This window comes from Novosphingobium sp. BL-A-28-Hi1-0D, assembly GCF_055521755.1.
Genome location: NZ_CM145502.1, coordinates 2,057,829 through 2,079,793, shown reverse-complemented (window position 1 = coordinate 2,079,793; position 21,965 = coordinate 2,057,829). Strand labels below are relative to the sequence as shown.

The window sequence follows — 21,965 nt, the reverse complement described above, 5'->3', positions numbered from 1 at the left end:
GATGCAGGATCTCGGATATAATCCGCGTGGGAGTGCGCAGCGCAGCGGATTGGGCGCGCGCTCGGTTGCCGCCATCGTCGCCGGATGCCTGCTCGCAGGCGCAGCGGGCGCGGCATGGCTCGGCTGGCGCAACGGACTGATCGATGTGCAGATGGGCGATTCGGGGATCCCGCAACTCGTCACCTCGCCCACCACTCCGCCATCGCCCAGCGCCACTGCCGCCGAAGTCGCTGCCACGCAGGCCCAGATCGACGCACAGATTGACAGTACCGCCGCCAAGATCGCCGTGCTCGAACAGCGCCTTGCCGAACTGAACCAGCAGGCCATCGCCGCATCAGGCAATGCCACCCACGCCGAATCGCTACTGCTTGCCTTCGCCGCACGGCGTGCGCTTGAGCGCGGCCAGCCGCTCGGCTGGATCGAGGGGCAATTGCGCGCCCGCTTTGGCACGACGCAGGGCGCGGCGGTCGACAAGGTCATTGCTGCCGGGGCCATGCCGGTCACGCTCGGCCAGCTTGGCGAACAGTTCGAACTTCTCGCGCCCACGCTTGCCGGGGGCCGCGCCGATGAAGGCACGTGGGACTGGCTGAGCCGCGAAGTCTCCGACCTCTTCGTGATCCGCCACGACGATTCACCCTCCCCCGCGCCCGAACGCAGGCTCGAACGCGCCCGCGCTTTCCTTGCAGGCGGCAAGGTCGAAGCCGCCGTCGCCGAAGTCGAGAAGATGCCCGGCCACGACGCCGCCACAGACTGGCTGACCCGCGCCCGCGACTACATGACCGCCCAACGCGCGCTGGACCAGCTGGAAGCCGCGGCGCTGATGGGCGCGCAACCGGTTGCCGCGCCAGCGCAAACGGTGATGCCTGCGCCGACAGCCGGCGCCTCACCTGCGGTGCCGCCACTGCCACCGGCGGGGTCTACGCCTCAGATTTGAGGTTGGGTGGAGTTAGGGGCGGAAAGCACAGTCCGCTTTTCCGTTTTTCACTCCAGCAGCTGCCGTTCAGGACACGACGCCATCGTGGTCGTTGAGCAAATATTCGAACGATCCCGTAACCCGACGTTGACACGAGAGCTTTGAGCAGCATGTATTTCATCATGGCTGCCCACGCTGATGTCGCGTTTATCGCTCCATGGCGACCTCTTGAAAATGAGGTGGAACGGGACGGACTGCCGCGCCAACTGGCAAAGGAATTGGCTCCCGCCCACCCTCTTTACCGAGCCGGGTGTGAGGTGATTGGCCGCGCTGACACAAACGATGACATTTTAGCGATTTGCCGAGATGGCCGCTTTGCCATTATTCATCTCACATGGGCAACCGGTCCCGGTGGCGCCGAGTATCCGCACGCTGTAATTTATGAAAATGTTCAAGAGCTGAACGATGCGCTCTGGCGGGATGCTGTATGGCAGGGGCTCGTGTCGGATTTTGACCCTAACGATCAAAGGCTTTGGGCTGACCCTGAATAATACCAATAAAGATCTGCTTTTTTAGGGTTTGGCTCCAAAAGCCGCCATTCCGCAAACCACCCCATTCCTGCCATTCAGCCTTCAGCAGTGAGTTCCCAAAACCCGTCGTCCCGGACTTGACCCGGGCCCCCGCTTTTCTTCTTCAGCGCTGCGCTAAAAGAACAGCGGGATCCCGGGTCGAGCCCGGGATGACGATAATGGGGTGAGGGTTGATAGGGTTAGTCCCCCAATCACGCCGCGCGCAGCAGTTTCGGCAGATCCCCGCTCATCCCACGCGCCTCGTCCATGAACCAGCGTTTGAGCGGCGCGGCGCGCTGCACGCCGGCCATGCCGAGACGGCGCACTGCCGAGGGGAGCTTGCCGGGGATGCCGAACAGGCGGGTGAGCACGTCGGTTGCCGTCGCGACCATGAAGGTATCGGCCGCGCGCCAGCGTTCGTAGCGGGCGAGGAGTTGGGCATCGCCCACGTCCAGCCCCAGCCGCACGCCGTCCGACAGCACCTCGACCAGCGCGGCCACATCGCGCAGGCCGACGTTGAGGCCCTGCCCGGCGATCGGGTGCATGCCGTGCGCGGCATCGCCGACCAGCGCCAGCCGGTCCTCGACGATCCGCGCGGTGTGGTGGAAGTTGAGCGGATAGGACGAGCGCGGGCTGGCGAGTTCGATCTTGCCGAAGATGCCATGCATGCGGCTGGCGACTTCGTTCAGGAACATCGCCTCGGGCATGGCCAGCACGGCGGCTGCGTCCTGTTCCGCCACGGTCCAGACCAGCGCCGAGCGGTGCTTGCCATGTTCATCGAGCAGCGGCAGCAGCGCGAAGGGGCCTGCCGGATAGAACACCTCCCACGCCACGTTGCCGTGCGGCTTCTCGTGCGTCAGGCCAGCGATGATCGCGCGGTGGCCGTAGTCCCATTTGGCGGGCGTAAACCCGGCCTCGTCGCGCGTCGGGCTCTTGCGCCCTTCTGCCGCGACCAGCAGCCGCCCCTTGAGCACGCGGCCATCGGAGAGCGTCACAGCCACCCCATGCTCGCCGCGTTCACGGGCAACGACGTGGCTGTTCGGGTGGAAGGTGATCGCCTCTTCCCGCGCCGCTACGCCATACATCGCGATGCGCAGATCGCGGTTGGCGTACATGCGGCCCAAGGAGCCATCTGCCTCGCCCGGCTGGAAATCGATCCGCCCCGGCTTCATCCCGTCGGTCACCGCGATCGAGGCAATCGGGCAGCCCTTGGGCGCAAGGTCCTCGGCCATGCCGAGGTTGGTGTAGAGGTTCCAGCTGGCGGTCGAGATCGCCGAAGCGCGCCCGTCAAACCCTTCGGCGGTCTGCGCCGCAGGGTCGGAATTGTCGACGACGTGTGAGGTAATCCCCGCCTTGGCGAGGCCGATGGCGAGCGTCATACCCACCAGGCCACCGCCAAGAATCACGACATCGGCATTCAGTTCGTTCACTTGACCGCTCCACACGTATTGCCGGTGCCACCATCCAGATCGAGGCAGCGCCCGTCAAATGCACCTTGGGGGATCTTGAGTCCGATCAATGCCGCAAGTGAAGGCGCGATGTCCACCGTTTCGACGCCGCTGGGCTGTTCGAAGCCGGTCATGCCCTTGCGCCAGAACAGGATCGGCACGCGGCGGTCATAGTCCCACGGGCTGCCATGCGTGGCGACATAGCCCGCGCGCGGGGCCGGGATAGGCACCACGCCGCGCTTGAGAAACACGACGAAATCGCCCGAATGCAACGGATTGTACGAAGCCCGCGCGCGTTCGGCCAGAGTCCAGGTCTCGGGCGAAGTGCTCGGCATCGGCGTGGCGGCAATCTCGGCGGCGCTCAGCACCACTTCCACCTGCGGATCGGCTTCGAGCAGCGCCTTGGCATCGTCCACCAGCTTGCCCTTTGTGCCGGGGTCAAGATCGCGGCGCAGCCAGTAGTCGCCCGAAGGCCCGTCCGACAGGATCAGACCCTTGGCTTCAAGCCCGTACTTCTTGCCCAGCGTTGCCGAAAGCGCCTCGGGCGAGACCGTAGTGCTCACGCGGGCGGATTTCTCCAGCGCCTGTTCGTGCAGTCGCTCGGGCAGGTCGAAACCACCATGGTCGGCGGTCAGCACAACGGCATAGTCGATCCCGCGCTTGTCGAGGCTGGCGAAGAAATCGCCCAGCGCCAGATCGAGCTGGGTGAGCTGGATGCACATCTCCGCGCCCTCGGTGCCGGTGGCGTGGCCGACATAGTCTGTGGCCGAGAGGCTGACCGAGAGGATATCGGGCACCGCGCCCTTGCCCAGCTTCTGCTCGTCCACCAGCTTTGTCGCAAGGTCGAGAGTGGCGCGATCAAGGCGGGGCGAGATGCGGAACTGTTCCGCCTCGCCCGCCTTGAGCGCAAAGCGTCCGGTCCCGACCGTCGCCGTGCCTGCCTGAACAGCGCGGTCCTGCCGTCCGCACCATGCCGGCAGCGGAAACGCGGGCGCGCCCTTCTCGAGCAGCTTCGTCACTTCGGCATTCTGCGCCACCGCCGTGGCCCCTAGCTCGCGGCCCGCCAGCGTGACGAACTGCTTGCCCTTCCACCAATAGACCTGATCAATGTCATGCCCGCCCATCATCAGCGCGCCGCGATCCTTGCCCGATACGGCAATGTTGCGCGCGGCTGGATTGGCCTTCTTCATCCATTCACCCAGCGTCGGCACCAGCAGGTGGACGGGCGAGGCGACATAGTCCTTCGATCCCGCCGTGCGCTTCGAAACGTCCTCGGCGCAATAGACGAGCTTCGGTCCGGTGGTGACGGTCTGGTCGATCCACGAATTGGCGATGATCCCGGTGTGTGCGGGGCGGTTGCCGGTGAGGATCGTGGAGTGGCCGGGGCAGGTCTCGGTCGCCGCGTGGCTCTGGTAGCCTGCCGGGAACACCGCCCCTTGCGTCAGTCGCGCAAAGCCACCGGTGAAGCGCTGGCGATACTGCGCGAACAAGTCGGCCGAGAACTGGTCGATGGAAATCGCGACGATCAGCTTGGGCGCGGTGGCGGGCACCTGCTGGCTGACGGCAGGCGCGGCATCCTGCGCGGAAACGGACACGACGGGGGCAGCGCAAGCCAGCAGAACGGCGGCGTAACGGGAAAGGGTCTTCACGCGAAACATACTCCTGTGGGCACGTGCTATGGACTTGAAGGAAGGTCAGCCGTAGGACGCCCAAGAGCGCTACGCATGGCCCCGCCAGCGCTCCCGTTCAAGGGGCCATTTTGGACCGGTGACGCCCGAGATGCCGATACGCGAACTGGCCGGGATCAAGACCTTGCGCATCATAGCGATGTTTGTGACGGCCCAATTACTGGTAGCGTGGCTGTCCCTCGCCCCTGCACAGGCCGCGCCCAATCACATGCAGGCGAGTCTTGTTGCCGAAGGCCCCGCAGCGCCCGGCGGCACGGTCACGCTCGCCCTGCTGATGCAGCCCGAGAAAGGCTGGCACGGCTACTGGTCCAATCCGGGCGATGCCGGATATGGCCTCACCCTGAACTGGACCCTGCCCAAGGGTACCAGCACCGGGGCGATGCAGTTTCCGGTGCCGCAGACGCTGGTGATCCAGGGGCTGATGAACCATGTCTATGAGCACGATTATGCCGTGCTCGTCCCCCTGAAGATCCCCGCCGACGCCACTCCGGGCACGCTCCTTCCCGTCAGCGTCAAGGCGCAGTGGCTGGTCTGCACCAACGAGATCTGCGTGCCCGAGCGTGCGGAACTTCAGGGCACGATCACTGTCGGCAGCAGTGGCGCGAAGGATACGCGTTTCGAGGGCTGGCGCGCCGCGCTCCCCGCCCCGCTTGACCGCGCAGGCACCTTCGCGCTGGCGGGCAAGACCCTGCGCCTCGCCCTGCCCTTCCCCGCCTCGGCCCCGCTCGACGCGCCGCACCTGTTCCTGACGACTGAGCGCCTGATCGACTACGCCGCCCCGCAGCGCTTCTTCCGCAACGGCGATACGCTTGTCGTCGAAGTGCCACTGGCCAAGTCACCCGCTCAGTCTGACAAGGTCGAGGGCGTGCTCGCAATGGGCAAGGATGCGGGCGGCATCGCCTTTGCCTCGGCCCCCGGAGTGGTGCCGACCGGTGGCGATGAAGTCGGTGGCGCAGGCGCGTTCACCGCCGCCACGCTCGGCCTTGCCCTGCTCGGCGCGTTCGTTGGCGGGCTGATCCTCAACGTCATGCCCTGCGTCTTCCCGATCCTCAGCCTCAAGGCGCTGGCGCTGGCGCGCGGCAATTCGCACGACGCGAAGACCGAAGGCCTTGCCTATACCGCAGGCGTGGTCCTCGCCTGCCTGCTGCTCGGCGGCGTGATGCTCGCCCTGCGCGCGGGTGGGGAGCAGGTCGGCTGGGCATTCCAGTTGCAGGAACCCGGCGTCGTTGCCGTCCTGCTGCTGCTGGCCGTGGCGATCACCGCCAACTTCGCCGGGCTCTACGAACTCCCAGGCCTGTCGGTGGAGCGTGGCGCGGGCAAGTCCGGCGCGTTCGGCACCGGCCTGCTGGCCGCTTTCGTTGCCACGCCCTGCACCGGCCCGTTCATGGCCGCCGCGATGGGCGCGGCGCTGGTCCTGCCGACATGGGCGGCGCTGGGCGTCTTTGCAGCGCTGGGCCTTGGCCTTGCCCTGCCGTTCCTGCTGCTCGGCTTCATCCCCGCCTTGCGCCGCCTGCTGCCAAAGCCGGGCAAGTGGATGGAGCGCTTCCGTCGCTGGATGGCCCTGCCGATGGCGCTGACCGCGCTGGCGCTCGGCTGGCTGGCGTGGCGCGTGGGCGGGGCGACCTTCGCCGCCGCCTCTGCCGCGATAGCCGCCGCGCTCGTCGTGCTGCTCGCCTTTTCGGGGCAAGCACAGCGTCGCGGTCGGGGCGTGATGGCCTGGACCCTGCCCGCAACGCTGGCGCTCGGCACAGTCGCGTTTGCCGCCGCCCCGCACCTCGCCACGGCTACTGTCGGAGAATCCGGCGGCCTCCTCGCCGCCAAGCCCTTCTCCGAAGAGGCGCTGGCGCAGGCCCGCAAGTCCGGCAAGCCGGTCTTCGCCTACTTCACCGCCGACTGGTGCCTGTCGTGCAAGGTCAACGAAAGCGCCTCGATCGAGCGCGAGACCACCAGGGCCGCGTTCGAGAAAGCCGGCGTAATCGTGCTGGTGGGCGACTGGACCCGCCGCGACCCGGCGATCACCAGATTCCTCACCGCGCAGGGCGCAGCGGGGGTGCCGCTCTACCTGTGGTATCCCGCGGGCGGCGGCGAACCACGCCAGCTTCCGCAAGTGCTGACGCCCGATCTGCTGGCGGAGTTACCTACCAGCTAACGTTCAGAGGCTCTTCCTTAAAGCGATTGGGCCTTAAAGCGATTGGCCGTCATCCACCGAGATGAACGTCCCCGTCACCTGCCGCGATGCGTCCGAGGCGAAGAACAGCATCATGTCGTCGAGCGCCGAAATCTCGGTCAGGCGCTTGCGGGGCCACGAGGCGACCTGCGCCTTGCCGCCTTCACTGTCGAACCAGTCGCCGTCGATCTCGGTGCGGATATAGCCCGGCTGGATCACGTTGACGTTGATCCCCAGCCGCGCCCATTCGCGCGCGAACTGCCGCCCGAGGTGCTGCACCGCCAGCTTGGTCGCGGCATAGGCCGGGTCGCCGGTCGCGGTCATCTGCGCGGTGATCGAACCGGTCAGGATGATCCGCCCCTTTTCCGACTGCTTCGATCCCGCCGCGATCATCCGCCGCGCCCCTTCGCGCGCGGTCAGGTACACCCCGTTGAAATTGGTATCGACCACGCGGCGCATCGCCTCGGCAGGTATATCAATCGACCGCCCCGCCTCGACAATCCCGGCATTGGCCACCACCACATCCGGCACGCCGAGACTGGCCTCGGCCGCATCGAACGCCGCGATGATCGAAGCCTCGTCGGTCACGTCCAGCGCCACCGCCAGCGCCTTGCCGCCGCCAGCCACGATCTCGTCCGCCAGAGCCGCCACCCGCTCCACCCGCCGCGCACCGACGACCACCGCCGCCCCCGCCGCCGCATAAATCCGAGCAAACCGCGCCCCCAACCCGGACGACGCCCCGGTAATCAGCGCAACGCGGCCTGCGAGGGAATAGCGTGGGGTATCCATGAAGCGTCTCCTTTGGAGAGGCAGTGTTTAACCGATTGCTTAAGTGGTGCAAGGGGCAAGAAATGCGTCGCTGCTCTCTGCCCTTCAGGGGAGAGATACGAAGGCTTGCCAGCTTGTCTGGCTAGCCGAAGTTGAGAGGGGCAGGCGTCGCACAAAGCCCCAACCTCAAAACTTGTTATCCCGCGGAAACCCGTTCGGCGGCAGCCTGCCCGCTGCGCCACGCGCCACCTTCCAAGGCAGCAGGTCCTTTTCCACCCGCGTGCGCCCGGAATCGCCGCCCATGGCCCAGGAGAGCCCGTCCTCCAGCCGCAGCGTGATCACGTCGGCCATCTCGCCGTCCTTGTAGCGCTGCAGCGTCACGCCTTGCCCCTTGGCGAGCAGCGGCACTTCCGAAAGCGCGAAGATCACCAGCTTGCGGTTCTCGCCGATCACCGCGACGTGATCGTGCTCGGGCGCAATTTCACGCACCACGGCCAGCTTCACGCCGGGCTTGGTCGAAACCACGCCGCGCCCCTTTCGGGTCTCGGCAAGCAGCTCGTCCATCTCGGCGGCAAAGCCACGCCCGGTGTTGGCCGCCAGCAGCAGTTGCCCCTTGGGCTTGTGCACCACCAGGCTGATGATCTGCGCCTCGGGATCGATGTCGACCATCGTGCGGATCGGCTCGCCAAAACCGCGCGCGCCCGGCAGCTTGTCGGCACCCAGCGTGTAGAACCGCCCATTGTCCACCGCCACCAGCAGCTTGTCGGTGGTCTGGCAGTGCAGCGCGAAGGCGGGGCCATCGCCTTCCTTGAACTTGAAATCGCCATCAAGGGCCACGTGCCCCTTGGCCGCCCTGATCCAGCCCTTGGCTGAAAGGATCACCGTTACCGGCTCCTTCTCGATCATCGCGTCCATGTTGAACTCGCGGGTCGGCGCGGCTTCGGCAATCGTCGTGCGCCGCCGCCCGAGCGCGGTGTCCTCGGCATAGTCCTTGCGCAGCGCGTTAAGATCGCGCTTGAGCCGCGTGCGCTGGCGGGCCGGGCTGTCGAGCAGCTTCTGCAGCTCCTCCTGTTCGGCCAGCAGCGCATCGCGCTCCTTGCGCAGCTCCATTTCCTCAAGCTTGCGCAAGGACCGCAGCCGCATGTTGAGGATCGCTTCGGCCTGCCGGTCGGTCAGCTCGAACTCGGCCATCATCACCGGCTTGGGCTCGTCCTCGGTGCGGATGATTTCGATGATCCGGTCAAGGTTGAGGTAGGCGATGATATAGCCGCCCACCAGCTCCAGCCGGTTTAGGATCTTGTCGAGCCGGTGCTGCGAACGGCGCAGCAGGATGTCGATCTGGCTGATCACCCATTCCTGCAGCACCAGCTTCAGGCCAAGCACACCGGGCGTGCGGCGCGAATCCAGCACGTTGAGGTTGAGGCCGAACCGAGTTTCCAGATCGGTCAGCCGGTAAAGCGATTCCTTGAGCAGCTCAGGATCGACATTGCGGCTCTTGGGGATCAGCACCAGCCGGATCTGCTCGTCGGACTCGTCGCGGATGTCCTCGAGGATCGGCAGCTTCTTGTCGGCGATGAGCTGCGCGATCTGTTCGATCAGCTTGCTCTTCTGCACCATGTAGGGAATTTCGGAGACGACCAGCTGCCACTGCCCGGCGCCCAGCTTCTCGATGCCGCTCTCTTCCCAGTTGCCCGCATCGTCGCGGCCCGTAGAGAAGCGCCCGCGCACCCGGATCGATCCGCGTCCGGTTTCATAGGCGTTGGATATCACCGACGGACTATCGACCACGATGCCGCCTGTTGGCAGGTCCGGGCCGTGGAACACTTCCATCAGCTGGCTGTGCTCGACGCCCGGATTGTCGATCAGCAGCATCGTGGCGTCGATGATCTCGGCCACGTTGTGGCTCGGGATATTGGTCGCCATGCCCACGGCAATGCCGCTGGAACCGTTGGCCAGAAGGTTGGGGAACAGGCCGGGGAATATCTCCGGCTCCTCGTCCTCGCCGTTGTAGGTGGGATGATAGGTGACCGAGCCTTCATCAAGCCCCGCCATAAGCTGCATCGCGGTGCGCGTCAGGCGCGCTTCGGTATAGCGGTAGGCGGCGGCATTATCCCCGTCGATATTGCCGAAGTTGCCCTGCCCCTCGACCAGCGGATAGCGCAGCGACCAGTCCTGCGCGAGGCGGACCATCGCATCATAGACGCTGGAATCGCCATGCGGGTGATACTTGCCGATCACGTCGCCCACCACGCGCGCCGATTTCTTGAACGCATCGGTGGGGTTGAGCTTCAGCTGCCGCATTGCCCAGAGCAGGCGGCGGTGGACCGGCTTCAACCCGTCACGCAGATCGGGCAGCGAACGCGCCGTGATCGTGCTCAGCGCGTAGACGAGGTATCGTTCCGACAGCGCGGAATCGAACGGGGCATCGACGATTGCGTCGAAAGGATCGGGTTCTGTCGTATCGGTGACCATGGCCGGAACGTCGTAGCAACGCGATCACCGGAGCGAAAGTCATGGAACCGCAGCAGTCCCCGGCAATTCTAGCAGGGACGGGCCAATGCCAACCCGATTCCCCAAAAGGAGAACCCCATGACCAAGCGCGTGCTGATCGTCGCGACCGACGGATTCGAGCAGTCCGAACTCGAAGGCCCCAAGAAGGCGCTGGAAGACGCAGGTTTCGAAACCGTTGTCGCCAGCCTCGAACCAGGATCAATCACTGGCTGGAAGGACAAGAACTGGGGTGATGCGGTTGCGGTCAACATCACGCTCGATGAAGTGGACGCCAAGGAATATGCAGCGCTGCTGCTGCCGGGCGGGCAGATGAACCCCGACATCCTGCGCATGGACGACCGCGCGATCGACATCGTCAACGACTTCGACGATCTCGACAAACCCATCGCCGCGATCTGCCACGCGCCCTGGCTGCTGGCCGAGGCCGACATCGTCGATGGCCGCACGGTCACCTCCTGGCCCTCGATCCGCACCGATCTCGCCAATGCCGGCGCCGATGTGGTCGACGAAGAGGTCGTCGTCGACGGCAACCTCATCACCAGCCGCATGCCCGATGACATTCCCGCCTTCTCCAAGGCGCTGATCGATATGCTGACCGACGACTGATACGGCCAGTCGCGGTTTCCAGGGGTTCACCCGGCCCTCGGGAACCGCTACGGTCGTATCAGATGAAACAGCTTGACCATACAGAACACAAACTGATCGAGAGGATTGACGGGGCCGCAATGCTGGCCTCGGTCGAAGCCTGGTGCCCGCTCAACACCGGCACCGGCAACCTGCCGGGCCTCGCCGCGCAGTGGGACATGCTGGCCGATGCCTTCGCCGCGCTTCCGGGCGAAGTGCGCAAGGTCGATCCCGCCCCCGTCACCGCCATCGCAGCGGATGGTCGCGAGGTAGCAACCGCCAACGGCGCGCACTTCGTCCTTTCGGTCCGACCGCAAGCGCCCCGGCGCTACCTGCTCACCGGCCACATGGACACGGTCTTCGCGCCTACTCACCCATTCCAGTCGCTGCGCTGGCTCGATGCCGAAACGCTGAACGGCCCCGGCGTCGCCGACATGAAGGGCGGCATTGCGGTCATACTCGCCGCGCTGCAGTCTTTCGAGAACAGCCCCGCTGCCGCTGCGGTCGGCTATGATGTGCTGATCAATTCCGACGAGGAAACAGGCAGTCTCTCCTCCGCCCCGCTGATTGCCGAGATGGCGCAAGGCAAGGCCGCAGCACTCACCTACGAACCCTCCGCCCTGCCCGACGGTACGCTCGCCGGAGAGCGGCCGGGGAGCGGCAACTACAGCGCGGTGATCAAGGGGCGCTCGGCCCACGCCGGTCGCAATCCGCAGGACGGGCGCAACGCGATCATCGCGGCGGCGGACATGGCGCTGAAGCTCAAGAATCTGGAGCGGCCGGGGCTTTCCATCAACCCGGCGAAGATCGAGGGTGGGAGCGGGAACAACGTGGTGCCCGACCATGCCATTCTGCGCTTCAATGTTAGGCCCCGGCTGCCGAGAGTTGCCATAGAGTTCATGGAGAGTCTGCGAGAGTTGGAAAAAAGTCTCGAAGAGTTGCATGAGGTTGCGATCCACCTCCACGGCGGCGTCTCGCGGCCTCCCAAGCCTCTTACGGAGGAAGCCGAAAGACTGTTCGTGCTGGTCCGCGAGTGCGGGGAATCTCTTGGCCAGACAATACGTTGGCAGGCCTCTGGCGGGGTCTGCGACGGCAACAACATCGCAGCCTGCGGCGTGCCCGTAGTCGATACCATGGGCGTGCGCGGCGGGGCGATCCATTCGGATCAGGAGTTCCTGATCGTACCTTCTCTGGCCGAGCGCGCCGCCTTGTCCGCGCTCGTCCTGCATAGACTTTCCGGGGGAAATCCATGACATTCCGCATCCGCGCCGCCCGCGCGAGCGACCTGCAACCGCTCTACGAAATGGCCAAGCTGACAGGCGGCGGCTTCACCAACCTGCCCGCCGATCGCAAGGCCCTGACCGCAAAATTGTCACGCGCTTCAGAGGCTTATGGCAATTCCGAAGAGGGCGACCCGAAGAACCCAAAGGACGAACTGTTCGTTCTGGTGCTGGAAGATACGGCCACCGGAGACGTGCGCGGCACCGCGCAGATCTTCACCTCGGTCGGTCGCCAATGGCCCTTCTATTCCTACCGCATGGCAACACTCACCCAGCACTCCAAGGAACTGAACCGCACCTTCCGCGCCGAAATGCTCAACCTCGTTACCGACCTTGAGGGGTCGAGCGAGGTGGGCGGGCTGTTCCTGCATCCCTCGGAGCGCGCAGGCGGGCTTGGGATGCTGCTCGCGCGCAGCCGCTACCTGTTCATCGCGATGCACAGAAAACGCTTTGGCGACAAGATCTTGGCGGAACTTCGCGGGGTGATCGACGAGCGTGGAGGGTCGCCGTTCTGGGATGGCGTTGCGGGCCGTTTCTTCGGCATGAGCTTCCAGGAAGCGGACTATTTCAACGCGATCAACGGCAACCAGTTCATCGCCGATCTGATGCCCAAGCACCCGGTCTACATCGCCATGCTGCCCGAAACCGCGCGCTCCGCCATCGGCCTGCCCCATCCCTCGGGCCGCGCCGCGATGCGGATGCTGGAGGAGGAAGGCTTTGCCTACGAAGGCTATGTCGACATCTTCGACGGCGGCCCGACAATGACCGCGCGGACCGACCGGGTGCGGTCGATCTGCGAGGCGAAGGAGGTGCCGGTGGCGCATATCCGCGCGCCGGAAGGCGCTGGCAGCGTGACCAAGGCGCTGGTGGCGATGGGCAAACTTGCCGACTATCGCTGCACCTTTGCCGAGATTGCCGAGACGGATGAGGGACTTACTCTCGATCCGGTTGCCGCGGCAGCGCTTGGCGTGAACGTGGGCGACATGGTCTGGTTCGTGGGTCGGTAAGGATAGACAATGCCTCTCGTTGAAATCAACTTCGACGGCCTCGTCGGCCCGAGCCACAACTATGCCGGCCTCAGCCTCGGCAACCTTGCGTCGGCGAACAACGCGGGCGAGGTTTCCTACCCCCGCGCCGCCGCGCTGCAGGGGCTGGGCAAGATGCGGCACAACATCGCCCTTGGCCTGACGCAGGGCCTGTTCGCGCCCCTGCCCCGGCCCAATCCGGCGCTGCTGACGGCGTTGGGCCTTGAGAACATTGACGAAAGCGATGCGGCGCAGCGCCGGTTGCGCGCGGCGGCGTGGTCGGCCTCGTCGATGTGGACGGCCAATGCGGCCACTGTCAGCCCAACGCCAGACACGGCGGACGGGCGCTGTCATCTGACTGCGGCGAACCTCGTGACAATGCCGCACCGCTCGCAGGAATGGCCCGATACGGTGCGCCAGCTGCGCCTCGCCTTCGCCAACAGCACAGCGTTTGCCGTGCACGACGCCGTGCCCCCCTGCTTCGGTGACGAAGGCGCGGCGAACCACATGCGCATGTGTTCGAGCCACGACGCGCCGGGGCTGGAAATCTTCGTCTATGGCACGACCGGCGGAGCCTTCCCCGCACGCCAGCACGAACAGGCGAGCCGCGCCGTCGCCCGGCTCCATGGCCTGAACCCCGAACGCTGCCTCTTCATCGAGCAATCGCCCGATGCGATTGCCGCAGGCGCATTCCATAACGACGTGGTGGCGGTGGCCAACGAGCGGGTGCTGTTCACCCACGAACAGGCCTTTGCCGATCCCGAAGGCACATATGCCGCGATCCGCGAGCGTCTGCCCGAGGCCGAGATCGTGGTGGTTCCGGCAAGCGTCGTAAGCCTTGGCGATGCGATCCGCAGCTACCTGTTCAACGCGCAGTTGCTGACGCTGCCATCGGGCGAAATGGGCCTCGTGATCCCGCTCGAGGCGTGGGAAACACCTTCAGTGCGGGGCTGGCTCGAGGGGCATATCGCATCGAACGGGCCGATCCGCCGGGTGCTGCCGGTGGACGTGCGCCAGTCGATGGCCAATGGCGGAGGGCCTGCCTGCCTGCGCCTGCGGGTTGTCGCCGATCCTGCCACCGTCGATCCGCGCTTTCTGCTGAATGAGGCCAGGCTGGTGCTGGTCGAGAAAGTCGTGGCCGCACATTGGCCCGAGCAGATCGATCCCGCTGATCTGGGCCGCGAATCTCTGGCCCGCAGCGTGATCGCGGCGCGGGCGGCGCTGCTTGAGGCACTGGCATTACCGGAACTTGCCTGAGCCTTCAGGCGTTTCCTCGCGGACGGGTCCTTCACAGGTTGTCGCTTCGCTTTACAGTGAAGATTGGATTAACCAGACTGTTGCCAGCATTTCATGATCTGGCACGATCGTTGCGATGTGATTCTGCAAACAAGAGGAATTGAACCCGGATGCTTGGCAAGGTCGGTCGCCTGTTCGTCATCAAGACCCGTTTCGAGGCGTTCGCGGTGATCTATGCGCTGGCGCTGGGCGCGGTCGAGCGCGGGCATGCCTACCTCGGGCAATATCCGGGTTTTGCAGGCAAGATGCTGTTTGCGGCGGCAACCGGTGCGGTGTTCATCGGTGGAGCCAAGATCCTGGATTCGCTGCGCATGGAAAAGCGGTTGAAGGAGCTTGAGGCGAAAGCCGAGGGGTAGTGTCGGCGTCCTTCGACAGGCTCAGGACGAGCGGGGCGCTGGCTTGAGAGCGCATGGGCCCCGGCCTGCGCCGGGGTGACGATGAATTTAGGGTCATGTTGAGTTTAGGATTTCTGACGTCCGTCACCCCGGCGCAGGCCGGGGTCCAAGACGTATCATTTTCACCCCCGACGCCCGGCATAATCGCTCCCCTTGCGGCTCGGATGAGCGCAGACGGTGCGCGCGCCGCGACGTCATGGGCCCCGGCCTTCGCCGGGGTGACGGGTGTGGTGTGGGATGAAGAGAAATAGGGCGATTCTGTTGCTAGGCTCGCCCCCAGCCCCCGGTTTCCGATTCTGTTACCCGGTTCGGTCCGAACCGTGCTCTAACCTTATAACTTCAGGGCGTTAGCCCCTAGAATTATGCAGCGAGAGCAAGTGCTTCGTTGTCGTTGGCACTTGTGAGTTTTGAGCCTTGAACGGGTTACTCAGCCCGGGCAAAAACAGCGCTTTTCAACACACGTCGATCCTAGTTCGGCCCCATCAACACCCTTGCGACAACAAGGCCCGCCCCTTTGCAGGAAACGGTAGTGATGGTGGAGCCGCCGGGTACCGCCCCCGGGTCCGCTGTGCCTATTGCACGCCGCAGTTTATCACCATAGCCGGCCGAAACCGGCAGGGACCCATATAGGGGGCGCGGCGCAAATGAAAAGGGGCTGCGGGGATGATATGTCGTGGACTCGCGACAGCTAGTGGCCCCCGGCCTGCGCCGGGGCGACGATCAATTGGCGTAACAACGTTGCGTCACCCCGGCGCAGGCCGGGGTCCATTTCCTCGACGTTTGGCGTGCTGTCTTCAGCGATCAGGAAATCGTGATGGCATGGATTCCGGCCTTCGCCGGAATGACGGGAGTTTGTGCCGTTCCTTGGCTGGCTTGCCTCAGCCTTTCGCCTTCAGGGCATCGCGGATTTCGGCGAGGAGTTCGACCTCGCTCGGCCCTGCGGGAACTGCGGGCGCTTCCTCGGGCTTGGCGGTCAGCTTGTTGGCCTGGCGCACGATCAGGAAGATCACAAAGGCGAGGATCAGGAAATTGATGATCGCGGTGATGAACGAGCCCCAGCCGAGCATCGAAACGCCAGCAGCCTTGAGCGCAGCATAGGTCATTTCGCCCTTGTAGTCCGCGGGGATGGTCCCCAGCACCACGAACTTCTGGCTGAAATCGATGCCCCCGGTAATCAGGCTGATAAGCGGCATCAGAACGTCGTCGGTCAGCGATGACACAATCTTGCCGAAAGCCGCGCCAATGATCACGCCGACCGCGAGATCGAGCACGTTGCCGCGTGCGATGAATGCCTTGAATTCTCCGAACATGCCGACCAGTTCCCCCTTCAGTTCCTGATTAACCATAATCCCTTGTCCGCTGGTTGCCATTGTCCCCGGAACGCGACAAGCCTCAATCGGTTGCAATGCGGTCCTACTTGAACCGCAACACAAGCCCTCTATCTCTTGTGGCACCACATTAGGGGAACTCACGTCGATGGCCGCTACTCGCTTCACGCAGATCGCATTTGCCACCGTTGCCGCTGCCAGCCTTTCGGCCTGCGGGATCAATTCGGTCCCGGCTGCCGAGGAAGAAGCCAAGGCGCGCTGGGCCGATGTCGAAAGCTCGTACCAGCGCCGCGCCGACCTGATCCCGAACCTTGTCGCCACGGCCAAGGGCGCGGCAGCGTCGGAAACGCAGATCCTGACCAACGTGACCGACGCGCGGGCACGGGCAACCTCGATCAACATCACAACAGACGATCTTTCGAACCCGGAAGAGTTCGCCAAGTTCGAGAACGCGCAGAACCAGCTGACCCAGGCGATGGGCCAGCTGCGCACGGTGGTGGAGAACTATCCGCAGCTGCAGAGCCAGGCGCGTTTCTCGGACCTGATGGTGCAGCTGGAAGGCACGGAGAACCGCATCAACGTGGCGCGCACGCGCTATAACGAGGCGGTGCAGGCCTACAACACCACGATCCGCACCTTTCCCGATGCGATTGGCGCAAAGCTGATCCACGGGGCCAAGCCGATGATCCCGTTCAAGGCGGCAGCCGGTTCGGAAGTGGCGCCGACGGTGAACTTTGACATGAATGCTCCGGCGCCAGCGGCTTCGGGCAAGTAAGATGATCCGCCCCCCAGGGGCCATGGCGCGGGCTTTCTGGCAGACGGTTGCGCTGCTGCTCCTGCTGGTTGCAGGAGCGGCGCACGCGGCCATGCCTGCGCGGCCTGCAGGTCCGGTGCTCGATCAGGCGGGGATCATCCCCGATGCCGACGAGGCGGCACTGACGCAGAAGCTTGCTGCCTATAACGCGCAGACCGGGCGTGCGGTGATCGTGGCGACGGTGGCCTCGCTGGATGGGCAGGACGTCGAGAGCTACGCCAACACGCTGTACCGGACGTGGGGCGTGGGCGGTGCGAAGACCGATCAGGGCCTTTTGTTCCTGATCGCGCCCAATGACCGCAAGGTACGCATAGAGGTGGGCTACGGGCTCGAGGAGTTTCTGCCCGACGTGCTGGCGGGGCGGATCATTTCGCAAGAAGTGACGCCGCGCTTCAAGGCGGGCGACTATCCCGGCGGGATCAATGCCGGGGTCGACCAGATCCTGACCCAGCTAAACCGCAATCCCGCCGATGCCAAAGCTGTGGCGGAAGCGGCCAAGGCGGGCGCGCGTGAAGAAAGCTCTGGCGGGTCGACCATTGGCAGCGCGATCTTCTGGGTCGTGCTGATCGTGGTGTTGATTGCCGTGTTCGGGCGGCGCAAGCAGGGCTATGTCCAGCGGCGCAGCGGGATCGATCCGGGCATCGTGCTGTGGGGGTTGAGCGAGATCGCGCGGGCTGCTTCCGACAACCGCCATTCGGGCGGTGGCTGGGGTGGTGGCGGCGGCTCCGACTGGGGCGGCGGCGGCGGCTTCGGCGGATTTGGCGGCGGCGATTCCGGCGGCGGCGGGGCTTCAGGGGACTGGTGATGGCCAAGCTTGCACCGATGACCGAGGCGGATCGCCTGCTGGTTTCCGAGGCCGTGGCGGCGGCGGAAATGCTGAGCGCGGGCGAGATCGTGACGATCGTGACGCCGCGTTCGGATTCCTATCGCGACGTGGCGCTGGTCTGGAGCGCCATCGTGGCCTTTGTGGCGCTATGTGCGCTGGAGATCTTTCCCGGATTCTACCTTGGGTTGGTCGAGCGCGTGCTGGGCCTGTGGGCGTTCGAGTGGAGCCCGCGCGCAGTGCTGGGCCTTGCGTTGACGGTGGCGACGCTGAAGTTTTCGGGCACCTATCTGATCCTGCGCTACACGCCGCTGGGCCTTTGGCTGACGCCGCGGCGGGTGCGCAATGCGCGGGTGCGTGAGCGGGCGCTGACGTGCTTTCGCGTGGGCGCGGAGAGCCGGACTTCGGGGCGGACGGGCGTGTTGATCTATCTCAGCCTTGCCGAGCATCGCGCCGAGATCATTGCCGATGCTGCGATTGCCTCGAAGGTCTCGCCCGAGACGTGGGGCCATGCGATGAAGGCCATGCTGGATCCCCTGCGGCAAGGACAGATGGCGCAGGGGATGGCAGCGGCCGTGGGCGAAGTGGGCAAGGTCCTCAGCCAGCACTTCCCGCGCTCTGCCGACGACACCAACGAATTGCCGGACAGGTTGATCGAAGTATGAGTCTTGAAGAAGAGTTTCGCGACCATCCGGAGCAGGTCCATTGGCAGGGACGCTTCATCGTCGCCAAGACGCGGGGGCGCTGGGAGTATGTCAGCCGCAATCGCAACATCAAGGCGGCGGTGATCCTCGCCATCGATGATGGCCATGTGATGCTGGTCGAGCAGTTCCGCGTACCGCTGGGGCGTCCGTGCATCGAGCTTCCCGCCGGACTGATCGGTGACGAGGCCGGGGCCGAGAACGAGGACGCGGCCGATGCTGCCGCGCGCGAGTTGGAGGAGGAGACGGGCTACCGTCCCGGCCGGATCGAATCGCTGGGCGAGTTCCATTCCTCACCGGGCATGGTCACCGAGGCTTTCACGCTGTTTCGCGCGCATGATCTGGAAAAAGTTTCCGCAGGCGGCGGCGTGGAAGACGAAGGCATTACCGTGCACCGGGTTGCCCTTACGGAAATCGAGAGCTTCCTCGCCGCCAAGCGGGCGGAAGGCTATGCCATCGACGTGCGGATGCTGCTGCTTCTCGCGCCTGGGATCATCGGCTGACCTTTCCGGGACTTGCGTGATTGCTCCCAACTTGCTTCGTTGACGCAAACGGAAAGCAGGAGAGCGTCACGATGGGAAGGGTTCAGGGCAAGAAGGCGCTGGTTACAGGCGCGGCGCAGGGCCTTGGCGCGGCACATGCCTGGATGCTGGCGCGCGAGGGTGCGAAGGTGCTGCTGACCGACATCAACGGCGATGGCGCGGCCAGGCAGGCTGAGGCGATCGATGCCGAACTGGGTGCAGGCACCGCCTTTGCCATGCGCCATGACGTGACCAGTGCGGACGACTGGGACAAGGCCATGGCGCTGGCGGCAGAGAAGCTCGGCGGGCTGTCGGTGCTGGTCAACAATGCGGGCGTCGGCGTGCGCGGGAACATCGAGACCTGTACGCTGGAGGAATGGCATCGTGGCTTTGCCATCAACGTCGATTCCGTGTTCCTCGGCTGCCAGAAGGCCTTGCCCTTGCTGCGTGACAGCCAGCCAGCCTCGATCGTCAACATAAGCTCGATTGCAGGGCTGATCGCCTCGGACACGATGCCCGGCTACAACGCGAGCAAGGCGGCGGTGTGGATGCTGACCAAGTCGGTTGCCCTATACTGTGCCAAGCGCGGGTGGGACATTCGCTGCAATTCCGTCCACCCGACGTTCGTGGACACGCCGATCCTCGATGGCATCGCGACGAATGCGAATATCGACAAGGACGTGGTGATGGGCAAGCTCGCGCGCCAGATCCCGCTCGGCCGCGTGGGTGAGCCAGACGACATCGCGGCAGGCGTCCTCTACCTCGCCAGCGACGAGAGCCGGTTCATGACCGGAGCGGAGCTGAAGCTGGACGGCGGTATTTCGTCGATGTGATGCTTGCCGTTCGACGGCCAGTTACTTGCAGGCGACGTCGAATGACTGGAGATCAATCGCGAGTTCGACCGCGCCTGAATAGCTTCGGCTAATGCCTTCTCGCAGTCGGGCCTCGTAATGGGCAAGCGGTGCTGGCGGGATGGCGAAGTGCGTCAGAACAAGCCTCGACACCTTTGCCTTGGCGGCAAGACTGCCAAGATCGACCGGCGTGATGTGATGCGTCGAGAGGTGTTTGCTCATGGATTGAAACACGGCTTCGGGCATGTCGGGGCGCGTCTTGCGGATGGACGCGAGTATAGGGCCGAGATCGATCACTTCGCTGACGAGCAAGTCGGTGCCGGTTGCGAGCTTCTCGAACGCCGCGCTCGGGCCAGTGTCACCGGAATAGGTGATTGATCGCGAGCCTAGCTGAAACCGGTAGCTGAGCGAAATCGCCCGGTCGGCCTTTCCTGAGGCCGCTTCATCGTAATGGGAATTCTCGACGGCAGAGATATTCACGTTGCCCGCCGAGACCTGATCGCCCGACCGCATTTCCACGACCTTGACGGACTCCGACGGGGGGGTGCTCTTTTGCCCGAGCCCGAAGCCGACGCGCGACTGCGGGCCCATCGTGGCAATGATCCCGTCCACAATCTCGCGCGTTCCGGGCGGACCATAGATGGTCAACTGGCCGGGCATGTTGTTCATCCAGCGCAGGCCGATGACCGCAGGCAGACCGCCAGTATGATCCATGTGGTGATGACTGATGAAGACGGCATTGATGCGGGTCAGATCAAGGCCGCGACGCGCAAGTTGCACGACCGTACCGTCACCGACATCCACCAGTGCGGAAAAGTCATCGGCGGTGAGCAGGTTGGCGGGTTCTGATCGGTCCGGGGTCGGCACCGGCCCACCTGCGGTGCCCAGCGTCATCCATCGCAATGGCGGACACGTTTCAGCCGCAGCCGCCTGCTGTGCAGACAGGCAGGCCATCGCCGCAAACGCAGCGGAAACACATGCTCGGATGACCATCGCGGGAATCCTCTCACCGATTCGTTCTCAGGCCATTTGCATCCCGGGATTGCAGGCACTGCGCAATCCCGGGAGTTCAAAACGCATCAAATCAGATCAGAACACCACGACCGAGCGGATCGACTTTCCGGCGTGCATCAGGTCGAACGCAGTGTTGATCTCCTCGAGACCCATGACGTGGGTGATCATGGGGTCGATCTCGATCTTGCCGGTCATGTACATGTCGACGATCTTGGGCACGTCGGTGCGGCCCTTGGCGCCGCCGAAAGCCGTGCCGCGCCAGTTGCGGCCCGTCACCAGCTGGAACGGGCGGGTGCTGATTTCCTTGCCTGCCTCGGCCACGCCGATGATGATGCTGGTGCCCCAGCCGCGGTGGCAGGCTTCGAGGGCCGTGCGCATGACTTCGGTGTTGCCGGTGGCGTCGAAGGTGTAATCCGCGCCGCCGTCGGTCATATGGACGATCTTGGCCACTGTGTCTTCGCGGCTCATGCCCTTGGAGTTGAGGAAGTCGGTCATGCCGAACTTGCGGCCCCATTCCTCGCGATCGGGGTTGATGTCGACGCCGATGATCTTGTTGGCACCGGCAAGGCGCGCGCCCTGGATCACGTTGAGGCCGATGCCGCCGAGGCCGAAGACCACGACATTGTCACCCACCTGGACCTTGGCCGTGTTGACGACCGCGCCGACGCCCGTCGTCACGCCGCAACCGATGTAGCAGGCGGACTGGAACGGCGCGTCCTCGCGGATCTTTGCGACCGCAATCTCGGGCAGGACGGTGAAGTTCGAGAAGGTGGAGCAGCCCATGTAGTGGAAGATGGTCTGGCCCTTGTAGGAAAAGCGGCTGGTGCCGTCGGGCATCAGGCCCTGCCCCTGCGTGGCGCGGATGGCGGTGCACAGGTTGGTCTTGCCAGAGAGGCAGCTTTTGCACTGGCGGCATTCGGGCGTGTAGAGCGGGATCACGTGATCGCCGGGCTTCACCGACGTGACGCCGGGGCCGACTTCACGCACCACGCCTGCGCCTTCGTGACCCAGCACGCTGGGGAAGATACCTTCGCTGTCGAAGCCGTCGAGCGTGTAGGCATCGGTATGGCAGACGCCGGTGGCCATGATCTCGACAAGAACCTCGCCTGCCTTGGGGCCTTCGAGATCAAGCTCGACGATCTCGAGCGGCTGCTTGGGCGCGAACGCTACGGCGGCGCGGGTCTTCATGGCAATGCATCTCCCGTTTGGAATGGCAGGCCGTTAGCATA

20 protein-coding genes and 1 other RNA gene are annotated in these 21,965 nt (G+C 64.8%); 13 read left to right on the top strand and 8 right to left on the bottom strand.

Annotation, left to right across the window (positions count from 1 at the left end; translation table 11 throughout):
• Nucleotide 1 precedes the first annotated feature (1 nt).
• Both ACZ1JW_RS10185 and ACZ1JW_RS10180 read left to right on the top strand, forming a co-directional pair.
• Nucleotides 2-934 carry a hypothetical protein gene (locus ACZ1JW_RS10185; RefSeq protein WP_465140485.1) on the top strand — a complete coding sequence of 311 codons (933 nt, stop codon included), beginning with the start codon at nt 2-4 and terminating at the stop codon, nt 932-934.
• Nucleotides 935-1,083: 149 nt separating this feature from the next.
• Nucleotides 1,084-1,464, top strand: a complete 381-nt coding sequence (locus ACZ1JW_RS10180) for a hypothetical protein (protein WP_465140484.1) — start codon at nt 1,084-1,086, stop codon at nt 1,462-1,464.
• Nucleotides 1,465-1,694: 230 nt separating this feature from the next.
• Here the strand turns inward: ACZ1JW_RS10180 and ACZ1JW_RS10175 are convergent, their stop codons facing one another.
• Complete coding sequence (locus ACZ1JW_RS10175) at nt 1,695-2,861, bottom strand: FAD-dependent monooxygenase (protein ID WP_465142759.1); 1,167 nt, start codon at nt 2,859-2,861, stop codon at nt 1,695-1,697.
• Between the two features lie 47 nt (nt 2,862-2,908).
• Nucleotides 2,909-4,588 (bottom strand): alkaline phosphatase family protein, encoded by a 1,680-nt coding sequence (locus ACZ1JW_RS10170; protein WP_465140483.1) that lies wholly within the window; start codon nt 4,586-4,588, stop codon nt 2,909-2,911.
• A gap of 121 nt (nt 4,589-4,709) precedes the next feature.
• Between ACZ1JW_RS10170 and ACZ1JW_RS10165 the strand changes: the two genes are divergently transcribed.
• Nucleotides 4,710-6,767 (top strand): protein-disulfide reductase DsbD family protein, encoded by a 2,058-nt coding sequence (locus tag ACZ1JW_RS10165; protein ID WP_465140482.1) that lies wholly within the window; start codon nt 4,710-4,712, stop codon nt 6,765-6,767.
• A 33-nt stretch (nt 6,768-6,800) separates the two neighbouring features.
• On the opposite strand, the gene ACZ1JW_RS10160 is transcribed toward ACZ1JW_RS10165, so the two are convergent.
• Together ACZ1JW_RS10160 and parC are read right to left on the bottom strand one after the other, a co-directional pair.
• On the bottom strand, nt 6,801-7,574 hold the full coding sequence (locus tag ACZ1JW_RS10160; protein WP_465140481.1) for an SDR family NAD(P)-dependent oxidoreductase: 774 nt from the start codon (nt 7,572-7,574) through the stop codon (nt 6,801-6,803).
• Between the two features lie 165 nt (nt 7,575-7,739).
• A complete protein-coding gene (gene parC, locus ACZ1JW_RS10155; RefSeq protein ID WP_465140480.1) occupies nt 7,740-10,025 on the bottom strand; it encodes a DNA topoisomerase IV subunit A in 2,286 nt (761 codons plus the stop codon).
• Between the two features lie 117 nt (nt 10,026-10,142).
• Between parC and ACZ1JW_RS10150 the strand changes: the two genes are divergently transcribed.
• The 5 genes from ACZ1JW_RS10150 (at nt 10,143) to ACZ1JW_RS10130 (ending at nt 14,645) form a co-directional block, all read left to right on the top strand.
• Nucleotides 10,143-10,670 carry a type 1 glutamine amidotransferase domain-containing protein gene (locus ACZ1JW_RS10150; RefSeq protein ID WP_465123690.1) on the top strand — a complete coding sequence of 176 codons (528 nt, stop codon included), beginning with the start codon at nt 10,143-10,145 and terminating at the stop codon, nt 10,668-10,670.
• A gap of 62 nt (nt 10,671-10,732) precedes the next feature.
• Nucleotides 10,733-11,941, top strand: a complete 1,209-nt coding sequence (locus tag ACZ1JW_RS10145) for a hydrolase (RefSeq protein ID WP_465140479.1) — start codon at nt 10,733-10,735, stop codon at nt 11,939-11,941.
• Nucleotides 11,938-12,975, top strand: coding sequence for an arginine N-succinyltransferase (locus tag ACZ1JW_RS10140; protein WP_465123692.1), 1,038 nt, complete (start codon nt 11,938-11,940; stop codon nt 12,973-12,975). Before ACZ1JW_RS10145 ends, ACZ1JW_RS10140 begins: the two co-directional genes overlap by 4 nt.
• Before the next feature lie 9 nt (nt 12,976-12,984).
• Complete coding sequence (locus ACZ1JW_RS10135) at nt 12,985-14,250, top strand: N-succinylarginine dihydrolase (RefSeq protein WP_465123693.1); 1,266 nt, start codon at nt 12,985-12,987, stop codon at nt 14,248-14,250.
• A gap of 149 nt (nt 14,251-14,399) precedes the next feature.
• Entirely contained in the window at nt 14,400-14,645 is a 246-nt protein-coding gene (locus ACZ1JW_RS10130) for a hypothetical protein (RefSeq protein WP_465140478.1), read from the top strand.
• 324 nt (nt 14,646-14,969) lie between these two features.
• Here ACZ1JW_RS10130 and ssrA read toward each other — a convergent pair.
• Together ssrA and mscL are read right to left on the bottom strand one after the other, a co-directional pair.
• Nucleotides 14,970-15,339: a transfer-messenger RNA gene (ssrA, locus tag ACZ1JW_RS10125) on the bottom strand.
• A 223-nt stretch (nt 15,340-15,562) separates the two neighbouring features.
• Nucleotides 15,563-15,994, bottom strand: a complete 432-nt coding sequence (mscL, locus tag ACZ1JW_RS10120) for a large conductance mechanosensitive channel protein MscL (protein WP_465126404.1) — start codon at nt 15,992-15,994, stop codon at nt 15,563-15,565.
• Between the two features lie 166 nt (nt 15,995-16,160).
• Between mscL and ACZ1JW_RS10115 the strand changes: the two genes are divergently transcribed.
• From ACZ1JW_RS10115 to ACZ1JW_RS10095, 5 genes are all read left to right on the top strand, one after another.
• Complete coding sequence (locus ACZ1JW_RS10115; protein WP_465123695.1) at nt 16,161-16,787, top strand: LemA family protein; 627 nt, start codon at nt 16,161-16,163, stop codon at nt 16,785-16,787.
• A 22-nt stretch (nt 16,788-16,809) separates the two neighbouring features.
• A complete protein-coding gene (locus ACZ1JW_RS10110; protein WP_465140477.1) occupies nt 16,810-17,631 on the top strand; it encodes a TPM domain-containing protein in 822 nt (273 codons plus the stop codon).
• A complete protein-coding gene (locus tag ACZ1JW_RS10105) occupies nt 17,631-18,314 on the top strand; it encodes a TPM domain-containing protein (protein ID WP_465140476.1) in 684 nt (227 codons plus the stop codon). The genes ACZ1JW_RS10110 and ACZ1JW_RS10105 overlap by 1 nt, the downstream gene beginning before the upstream one ends.
• Nucleotides 18,311-18,853, top strand: coding sequence for an NUDIX hydrolase (locus tag ACZ1JW_RS10100; RefSeq protein WP_465140475.1), 543 nt, complete (start codon nt 18,311-18,313; stop codon nt 18,851-18,853). The genes ACZ1JW_RS10105 and ACZ1JW_RS10100 overlap by 4 nt, the downstream gene beginning before the upstream one ends.
• A gap of 71 nt (nt 18,854-18,924) precedes the next feature.
• Nucleotides 18,925-19,704: an SDR family oxidoreductase gene (locus ACZ1JW_RS10095; RefSeq protein ID WP_465140474.1), complete on the top strand. Its 780-nt coding sequence runs from the start codon at nt 18,925-18,927 to the stop codon at nt 19,702-19,704.
• A 21-nt stretch (nt 19,705-19,725) separates the two neighbouring features.
• Here ACZ1JW_RS10095 and ACZ1JW_RS10090 read toward each other — a convergent pair whose 3' ends face one another.
• Nucleotides 19,726-20,715, bottom strand: a complete 990-nt coding sequence (locus ACZ1JW_RS10090) for an MBL fold metallo-hydrolase (protein WP_465140473.1) — start codon at nt 20,713-20,715, stop codon at nt 19,726-19,728.
• Nucleotides 20,716-20,811: 96 nt separating this feature from the next.
• Nucleotides 20,812-21,924 (bottom strand): S-(hydroxymethyl)glutathione dehydrogenase/class III alcohol dehydrogenase, encoded by a 1,113-nt coding sequence (locus ACZ1JW_RS10085; RefSeq protein WP_465140472.1) that lies wholly within the window; start codon nt 21,922-21,924, stop codon nt 20,812-20,814.
• Nucleotides 21,925-21,965: the final 41 nt, after the last annotated feature.

What these genes read in the sequence shown, in the direction of transcription:
- ACZ1JW_RS10185 (WP_465140485.1), top strand. Translation starts at nt 2, where the DNA reads ATGCAGGATCTCGGATATAATCCGCGTGGGAGTGCGCAGCGCAGCGGA.
- ACZ1JW_RS10180 (WP_465140484.1), top strand. Translation starts at nt 1,084, where the DNA reads ATGTATTTCATCATGGCTGCCCACGCTGATGTCGCGTTTATCGCTCCA.
- ACZ1JW_RS10175 (WP_465142759.1), bottom strand. Translation starts at nt 2,861, where the DNA reads ATGACGCTCGCCATCGGCCTCGCCAAGGCGGGGATTACCTCACACGTC.
- ACZ1JW_RS10170 (WP_465140483.1), bottom strand. Translation starts at nt 4,588, where the DNA reads ATGTTTCGCGTGAAGACCCTTTCCCGTTACGCCGCCGTTCTGCTGGCT.
- ACZ1JW_RS10165 (WP_465140482.1), top strand. Translation starts at nt 4,710, where the DNA reads ATGCCGATACGCGAACTGGCCGGGATCAAGACCTTGCGCATCATAGCG.
- ACZ1JW_RS10160 (WP_465140481.1), bottom strand. Translation starts at nt 7,574, where the DNA reads ATGGATACCCCACGCTATTCCCTCGCAGGCCGCGTTGCGCTGATTACC.
- parC (WP_465140480.1), bottom strand. Translation starts at nt 10,025, where the DNA reads ATGGTCACCGATACGACAGAACCCGATCCTTTCGACGCAATCGTCGAT.
- ACZ1JW_RS10150 (WP_465123690.1), top strand. Translation starts at nt 10,143, where the DNA reads ATGACCAAGCGCGTGCTGATCGTCGCGACCGACGGATTCGAGCAGTCC.
- ACZ1JW_RS10145 (WP_465140479.1), top strand. Translation starts at nt 10,733, where the DNA reads ATGAAACAGCTTGACCATACAGAACACAAACTGATCGAGAGGATTGAC.
- ACZ1JW_RS10140 (WP_465123692.1), top strand. Translation starts at nt 11,938, where the DNA reads ATGACATTCCGCATCCGCGCCGCCCGCGCGAGCGACCTGCAACCGCTC.
- ACZ1JW_RS10135 (WP_465123693.1), top strand. Translation starts at nt 12,985, where the DNA reads ATGCCTCTCGTTGAAATCAACTTCGACGGCCTCGTCGGCCCGAGCCAC.
- ACZ1JW_RS10130 (WP_465140478.1), top strand. Translation starts at nt 14,400, where the DNA reads ATGCTTGGCAAGGTCGGTCGCCTGTTCGTCATCAAGACCCGTTTCGAG.
- mscL (WP_465126404.1), bottom strand. Translation starts at nt 15,994, where the DNA reads ATGTTCGGAGAATTCAAGGCATTCATCGCACGCGGCAACGTGCTCGAT.
- ACZ1JW_RS10115 (WP_465123695.1), top strand. Translation starts at nt 16,161, where the DNA reads ATGGCCGCTACTCGCTTCACGCAGATCGCATTTGCCACCGTTGCCGCT.
- ACZ1JW_RS10110 (WP_465140477.1), top strand. Translation starts at nt 16,810, where the DNA reads ATGGCGCGGGCTTTCTGGCAGACGGTTGCGCTGCTGCTCCTGCTGGTT.
- ACZ1JW_RS10105 (WP_465140476.1), top strand. Translation starts at nt 17,631, where the DNA reads ATGGCCAAGCTTGCACCGATGACCGAGGCGGATCGCCTGCTGGTTTCC.
- ACZ1JW_RS10100 (WP_465140475.1), top strand. Translation starts at nt 18,311, where the DNA reads ATGAGTCTTGAAGAAGAGTTTCGCGACCATCCGGAGCAGGTCCATTGG.
- ACZ1JW_RS10095 (WP_465140474.1), top strand. Translation starts at nt 18,925, where the DNA reads ATGGGAAGGGTTCAGGGCAAGAAGGCGCTGGTTACAGGCGCGGCGCAG.
- ACZ1JW_RS10090 (WP_465140473.1), bottom strand. Translation starts at nt 20,715, where the DNA reads ATGGTCATCCGAGCATGTGTTTCCGCTGCGTTTGCGGCGATGGCCTGC.
- ACZ1JW_RS10085 (WP_465140472.1), bottom strand. Translation starts at nt 21,924, where the DNA reads ATGAAGACCCGCGCCGCCGTAGCGTTCGCGCCCAAGCAGCCGCTCGAG.